Annotated in this window: 2 protein-coding genes and 2 pseudogenes; all 4 read left to right on the top strand. The window is 69.6% G+C overall.

Translation table 11 applies throughout. The features are described 5' to 3' along the window. Positions 1-347: 347 nt before the first annotated feature. Positions 348-1,631, top strand: a pseudogene (locus tag KUTG_RS66800) (acyltransferase domain-containing protein); the annotation flags it as partial. Between the two features lie 89 nt (positions 1,632-1,720). Further along, entirely contained in the window at positions 1,721-2,473 is a 753-nt protein-coding gene (locus KUTG_RS66795) for a polyketide synthase dehydratase domain-containing protein (protein ID WP_369794596.1), read from the top strand. Beyond that, positions 2,473-3,069, top strand: a pseudogene (locus KUTG_RS66790) (SDR family NAD(P)-dependent oxidoreductase); the annotation flags it as partial. The gene KUTG_RS66795 and the pseudogene KUTG_RS66790, both read left to right, overlap by 1 nt. Then, the coding region (locus KUTG_RS46245; RefSeq protein ID WP_369794595.1) for a beta-ketoacyl synthase N-terminal-like domain-containing protein at positions 3,063-6,674 on the top strand (3,612 nt) is incomplete at its 3' end. The pseudogene KUTG_RS66790 and the gene KUTG_RS46245, both read left to right, overlap by 7 nt.

The raw sequence follows: 6,674 nt of genomic DNA, 5'->3' as shown, positions 1-6,674 counted from the left end.
CAACGCCCACGTGATCATCGAGCACGTCCCGGCCGCCCGAGGGCTCACCGGAAAGCCCACGGCCGCAGGTGATTCCGTGGCAGTTGTCGGCGAAGACACCGGAGGCGCTGCGCGCACAGGCCGACGCGCTGGTGGACTTCGTCACAGCGGACACGGACGTGGTCGCCGTCGGCCACGCCCTCACCCGACGCGCGGCACTGAACCATCGTGCGGTTGTCGTCGGCGCAAACCGGGACGAACTGCTGGCCGGGCTCAACGACCTCACCAGCCCCAACGTCGTCACCGGCTCCGTCACCGAAGGCAAGCTGGCCTTCCTGTTCACCGGCCAGGGCAGCCAACACATCGGCATGGGCCGCGACCTCCGTCAGAACTTCCCCGTCTACACCGAAGCCTTCGACGCCGTCTGCCACCACTTCCCCGGCCTCCGCGACATCATCTTCGGCAACGACAACGATCTCCTGGCCCAAACCCAACACGCCCAACCGGCCATCTTCGCCCTCGAAGTCGCCCTCTACCGACTCCTCGAATCCTGGAACATCCACCCCGACTACCTCGCCGGCCACTCCATCGGCGAAATCACCGCAGCCCACACCGCCGGAGTCCTCAACCTCACCGACGCCTGCACCCTCATCCACGCCCGCGCAACCCTCATGCAAGCACTCCCCACCGACGGCACCATGATCGCCATCAACGCCACCGAAAACGACATCCCCACCACACCCGGCGTCGACATCGCCGCCATCAACGGACCCAACGCCATCGTCCTCTCAGGAGACGAAAACGCGGTCACGACGCTCGCGGCGAAACTGGCAGAACAAGGCCACCGCACCAAGAAACTCAACGTCAGCCACGCCTTCCACTCCGCGCTCATGCAACCCATGCTGGCCGACTTCCAGAAAGTCGCAGAAACCCTCACCTACCAACAACCCACCATCGCCGCCATCTCCACCGTCACCGGCAAACCCGCCGACCACGACTGGACCAATCCCGAGTACTGGGTCAACCAGATCCGCAACACCGTCCGCTACCACGACACCATCACCACCCTCAACAACCACAACACCACCACCTACCTCGAAATCGGACCCGACGCCAACCTCACCGCCATCACGGACGGCGCAATCCCCACCATGAAGCGGAAGTCCGACGAGCTGCGGATGCTCGCGCGGGCGGTCGGGGCGCTGTTCACACGGGGCGTGCCGATGGACCGGCAGGCGCTCAGCGGAGGCAGTGCGGTCCGGGTTCCGTTGCCGGGATACGCATTCCAGCGCGAACGGTTCTGGCTGCCCGCCGCGACACCGGCCGCCGACGTCACCGCGGCCGGCATGGACAGGGCGGACCACCCGCTGCTCGGTGCGATCACGGTCCTGCCGGGCTCGGGCGGTGTGCTGGCCACCGGCCAGGTTTCCCTGGCGACACACCCATGGCTGGTCGACCACACCGTCGCCGGCGCGGTCCTGGTGCCCGGCACGGCGCTGGTCGACATGGTCCTGCGGGTGGGCGCGGAGGCCGGCAGCCCGACGCTGGCCGAACTGGCGCTGGAGACACCTCTGGTGGTGCCCGGGAGCGGCGCCGTCCGGGTCCAGGTGACCGTCGCCGACGAGGACGACCACGGCCGGCGTGCCGTGGCGGTGTACTCGCGGACGGCCGACGCCGAGTGGACCCGCCACGCGAGCGGTGTGCTCGAAGCCGTTCCGGTCGAGCCGGCCGACCTTGGCGAATGGGCGCCGGCGACGCCCAGCCGATCGCCCTCGACGGTTTCTACGAGCGGATGGACATCTTCGCGTTCGGGCCGCGTTTCCGTTGCCTGGAAAGGGTCTGGACCCGGGGCGACGACGTGTTCGCCGAGGTGGAGCTGCCCGAGGAGGTGGCGGCCGAGGCCGCCGGTTTCGCGCTGCACCCGGGCCTGCTCGACTCCGCGCTGCACGCCGCGGTGTTCCTGCCTGGCCGCGCGGCGGACGGCCGTGCCCGGCTGCCGTTCGTGTGGAACTCGGTGGCAGTGCACGCCTCCGGCGCGACGACACTGCGGGCCCGGATCAGCCCGGTGGACGGCGACGGCATCGAGGTGGCGGTGACCGACGCCGATGGGCAGCCGGTGGCCTCGGCCGGCTCGGTCGTGTTCCGCGAGGTCGCCGCGGCCACGCCGCCCCTGATGCGCGTGGAGTGGACGCCGGTGAACGCGACCGGCGACGCGGAGCCGTTCGAGGTGCTCGACCTGACGTCCGAAGTGGACGGTCGGCGCCGGACCGGGCCCGCGTGCTGGTCGGACGGGCGCTGGCCGCCGTGCGGGACTGGGACCGGCCGGCGAAGCTGGTCGTGGTCACGCGGGGCATGGCCACCGACCCGGCCGCCGCGGCGGTGTGGGGCCTGGTCCGCGCCGCGCAGCTGGAGAATCCGGACCGCTTCGTGCTCGCCGACGTGGACGACCTGGCCCTGCTGCCCACGGCCGTCGCGTCCGGTGAGCCGCAGCTGATGGTCCGCGACGGTTCGGTTTCGGCTCCCCGGCTGGTCAAGGCGACGGCGGGGACGCCGCGTGCGCTGGACCCCGACGGCACTGTCCTGATCAGCGGCGGCACGGGCACGCTCGGCGGTCTGGTGGCCCGTCGCCTGGTGACGGAGCACGGCGTGCGGCGGCTCGTGCTCGCCAGCCGCCGGGGCCCGGCGGCGGAAGGGGCCGAGGAGCTTGAGGCCGAACTGACCGAGTTGGGGGCCGAAATCCGTGTGGTCGCGTGTGACCTGGCGGACCGGGCGGCGGTGGCGGAGTTGGTCGAGACCGCGCGACCGCTGACCGCGGTCGTGCACGCGGCCGGCGTGCTCGACGACGGCGTGCTCTCGTCGCTCACCGACGAGCGGGTGGACACGGTGTACCGGCCGAAGGTGGACGCCGCGTGGCACCTGCACGAGCTCACCCGGGACACGGATCTCGCGGCGTTCGTGTTGTTCTCGTCGGCTTCCGGTGTGCTGGGCAACCCGGGGCAGGCCAACTACGCCTCGGCCAACAGCTTCCTGGACGGCCTGGCTCGCCACCGGCACGCCGACGGGCTCGCGGCGACGTCGCTGGCGTGGGGCCTGTGGGCCGAGGCGAGCGGCATCACCGCCCACCTCGACCAGCGCGCACAGCGCGGCCACGTCCGTCCTCTGTCCACTCAGGACGGGCTGGCGATGTTCGACGCGGCACTGGCCGGGACGGATCCGGACGTGCTGGCGGCGAACCTGGACCACAACGCGATCGCGACGACGCAGACCGCGCCGGCGTTGCTGCGCGCGAAGCAGAAGGCCAAGCCGGCCAAGGGCTTCGTGGAGACGGTGACGGAGCTGCCGGCGCCCGAACGGGCCGCGGCCGTGCTCGACCTCGTGCGGGCGGAGGTGGCGGCCGCACTCGGGCACTCGTCGCCGGACATGGTCACCGCGTCGCACGCGTTCAGCGATCTCGGTTTCGACTCGCTGGCCGCGATCGAACTGCGCAACCGGCTCGCCACGGTCACCGGCATCCGGTTGTCCACCACGCTCGTGTTCGACTACCCGAACCCCGCCGCGCTCGCCCGCCAGCTGACCGACCAGCTCGGGGCGGCCGCCCCGACGGCGGACCACGACCTGATCACCGGTCTGGACCGGCTGGAGCGGTCGCTCGACGGCGAGGCGCTCGACGCCGACCTGCGGACCCGGGTGGCCGCCCGGTTGCGGGCGTTGGCCGACCGGTTCGGCCCGGCGCGGGAAGGCGTGGCCCAACTCGACGAGGTCTCCGACGACCAGCTGTTCGACTTCATCGACAACGAACTCGGCCTGTCGTGACCGCGGCCAACGGCAAAGGAAGCTCCATGAGCAACGACGACAAACTCCGCGACTACCTCAAGCGCGTGGTGGGCGAGCTCCAGCAGGCTCAGTCCCGGCTGCGCGCGGTCGAGGCCGAGCGCACGGAGCCGATCGCCATCGTGGGCATGGCCTGCCGGCTGCCGGGCGGTGTCGCGTCGCCGGACGACCTGTGGCGGCTCGTGGCCGACGGCGTCGACGGCGTGACCGGGTTCCCCGACGACCGAGGCTGGGACCTCGACGGCATCTACGACCCGGACCCGGCGGCGTCCGGCAAGTCCTACACCCGCGAAGGCGGATTCCTGCACGACGCCGGCCAGTTCGACGCCGAGTTCTTCGGCATCTCCCCGCGTGAGGCGCTGTCGATGAACCCGCAGCAGCGCCTGCTGCTGGAAACGGCGTGGGAGACGTTCGAGCACGCCGGCATCGACCCGACCACCCTGGCCGGCGCGAACATCGGCGTCTACGCGGGCGTGATGTACCACGACTATGCGGCGGGCCTGTCCGAGGTGCCGCCCGAGGTCGAGGGAATGCTCAGCATCGGCAACGCCGGCAGCGCCACCACGGGCCGTGTCTCCTACACGTTCGGCTTCGAAGGCCCTTGCGTCACCGTGGAAACGGCGTGCTCGTCGTCGCTGGTGGCATTGCATCTGGCCGCCAACGCTCTGCGTTCCGGCCAGTGCGACATGGCGCTGGCCGGCGGTGTCGCGGTCATGGCCACACCGGCCGCGTTCATCGAGTTCTCCCGGCAGCGCGGCCTGGCCGTTGACGGCCGCTGCCGTGCGTACGCCGATTCCGCGTCGGGCACCGGCTGGTCCGAAGGCGCCGCACTCCTTCTGGTGGAACGACTTTCCGACGCCCAGCGCAACGGCCACCACGTGCTCGCCTTGGTGCGCGGAACGGCCGTCAACCAGGACGGCGCGTCCAACGGTCTCACGGCTCCCAATGGTCCCGCCCAGCAGCACGTCATCCAGGCGGCGCTCGCCGACGCCCACCTCACCACAGCGGATGTCGACCTGATCGAGGGCCACGGCACCGGCACCACGCTGGGCGACCCGATCGAGGCCCAGGCGATTTTGGCCACGTACGGCCAAAACCGGTCCGAACCGGCCTGGCTCGGCTCGCTGAAGTCCAACATCGGCCACACCCAGGCCGCCGCCGGCGTCGCCGGCATCATCAAGACGGTCATGGCCATCCGGCACCGCACCATGCCGAAATCGCTGCACATCGACCAGCCGACCCATCACGTGGACTGGTCGGCCGGCGCGGTGGAGTTGTTGACCGAGGCCCGGGAATGGCCCGAGAACGGACACCCCCGACGGGCCGGCGTCTCGTCGTTCGGCGTGAGTGGCACCAACGCCCACGTCATCATCGAACAGGCGCCGCCACAGGAGGAACAGCCCGCCGCGTCCCTGCCGGTCGTGCCGTGGATCCTGTCCGCCAAGACGCCGCAGGCCCTGGCCGACCAAGCCCGCCGCCTCGCCGACCACGTCACCGACAACCCCGAACTCCACCCGACCGACATCGCCTCCGCCCTGACCAAACGCACACAATGGCAACACCATGCCGTTGTCGTCGGCACGAACCGAGACGAACTGCTGACCGGCCTCAACGACCTCACCAGCCCCAACGTCGTCACCGGCTCCGTCACCGAAGGCAAACTCGCCTTCCTGTTCACCGGGCAAGGCAGCCAACACATCGGCATGGGCCACGGCCTTTATCAGAACTTCCCCGTCTACACCGAAGCCTTCGACGCCGTCTGTGCGCACTTCCCCGGCCTCCGCGACATCATCTTCGGCAACGACAACAGTCTTCTGGCCCAAACCCAACACGCCCAACCCGCCATCTTCGCCCTCGAAGTCGCCCTCTACCGACTCCTCGAATCCTGGAACATCCGACCGGACTATCTGGCGGGCCACTCCATCGGAGAGATCACCGCAGCCCACATCGCCAACGTTCTGAACCTGCGCGACGCCTGCACCCTCATCGCCGCCCGCGCAACCCTCATGCAAGCACTCCCCACCGGCGGCACCATGATCGCCATCAACGCCACCGAAAACGACATCCCCACCACACCCGGCGTCGACATCGCCGCCATCAACGGACCCAACGCCATCGTCCTGTCGGGAGAGGAAACAGCCGTCACGACACTCGCGGCACAGCTCGCCGACAAGGGCCACCGCACCAAGAAGTTGAACGTCAGCCACGCCTTCCACTCCACACTCATGGAACCCATGCTCAACGACTTCAGGAAGGTCGCAGAAACCCTCACCTACCAACAACCCACCATCGCCGCCATCTCCACCGTCACCGGCAAACCCGTCACCAACGACTGGACCAACCCCGAATACTGGATCAACCAAATCCGCAACACCGTCCGCTACCACGACACCATCACCACCCTCAACAACCACAACACCACCACATACCTCGAAATCGGACCCGACGCCAACCTCACCACCATCACCGAAGACGCAATCCCCACCCTCCGACGCAACCAACCCCACACCACCACACTCACCACCGCACTCGCCCACCTCCACACCACCGGCCACCACATCAACTGGACCACCCTCCTCCCCCACACCCACCACACCCCCCTCCCCACCTACCCCTTCCAACACCACCACTACTGGCTGGCGGACAACGGTTTCGCCGGGGACGTCGCGGCCATCGGCCTGGACGACGCCGGTCACCCCCTGCTCGGCGCGGTCGTGCGGACGCCGGACTCGGACGACGTGGTGCTGACCGGAACCCTCGCCACCCGAACGCAACCCTGGCTGGCCGAACACACGATCGGCGCTGCCACCGTGGTTCCCGGCGCGGCACTGGTCGAGCTGGCGATCCGGGCCGGCGACGAGGTC

Origin of the sequence: Kutzneria sp. 744 (assembly GCF_000568255.1) — a bacterium.
GTDB lineage: Bacteria > Actinomycetota > Actinomycetes > Mycobacteriales > Pseudonocardiaceae > Kutzneria.
The sequence above is the reverse complement of the archived record's forward strand: the minus strand, read 5'-3'. Positions and strand labels throughout refer to the sequence as shown.

Coding starts and splice junctions, on each gene's coding strand:
- KUTG_RS66795 (WP_369794596.1), top strand. CDS start 1,721: ATGGGCGCCGGCGACGCCCAGCCGATCGCCCTCGACGGTTTCTACGAG.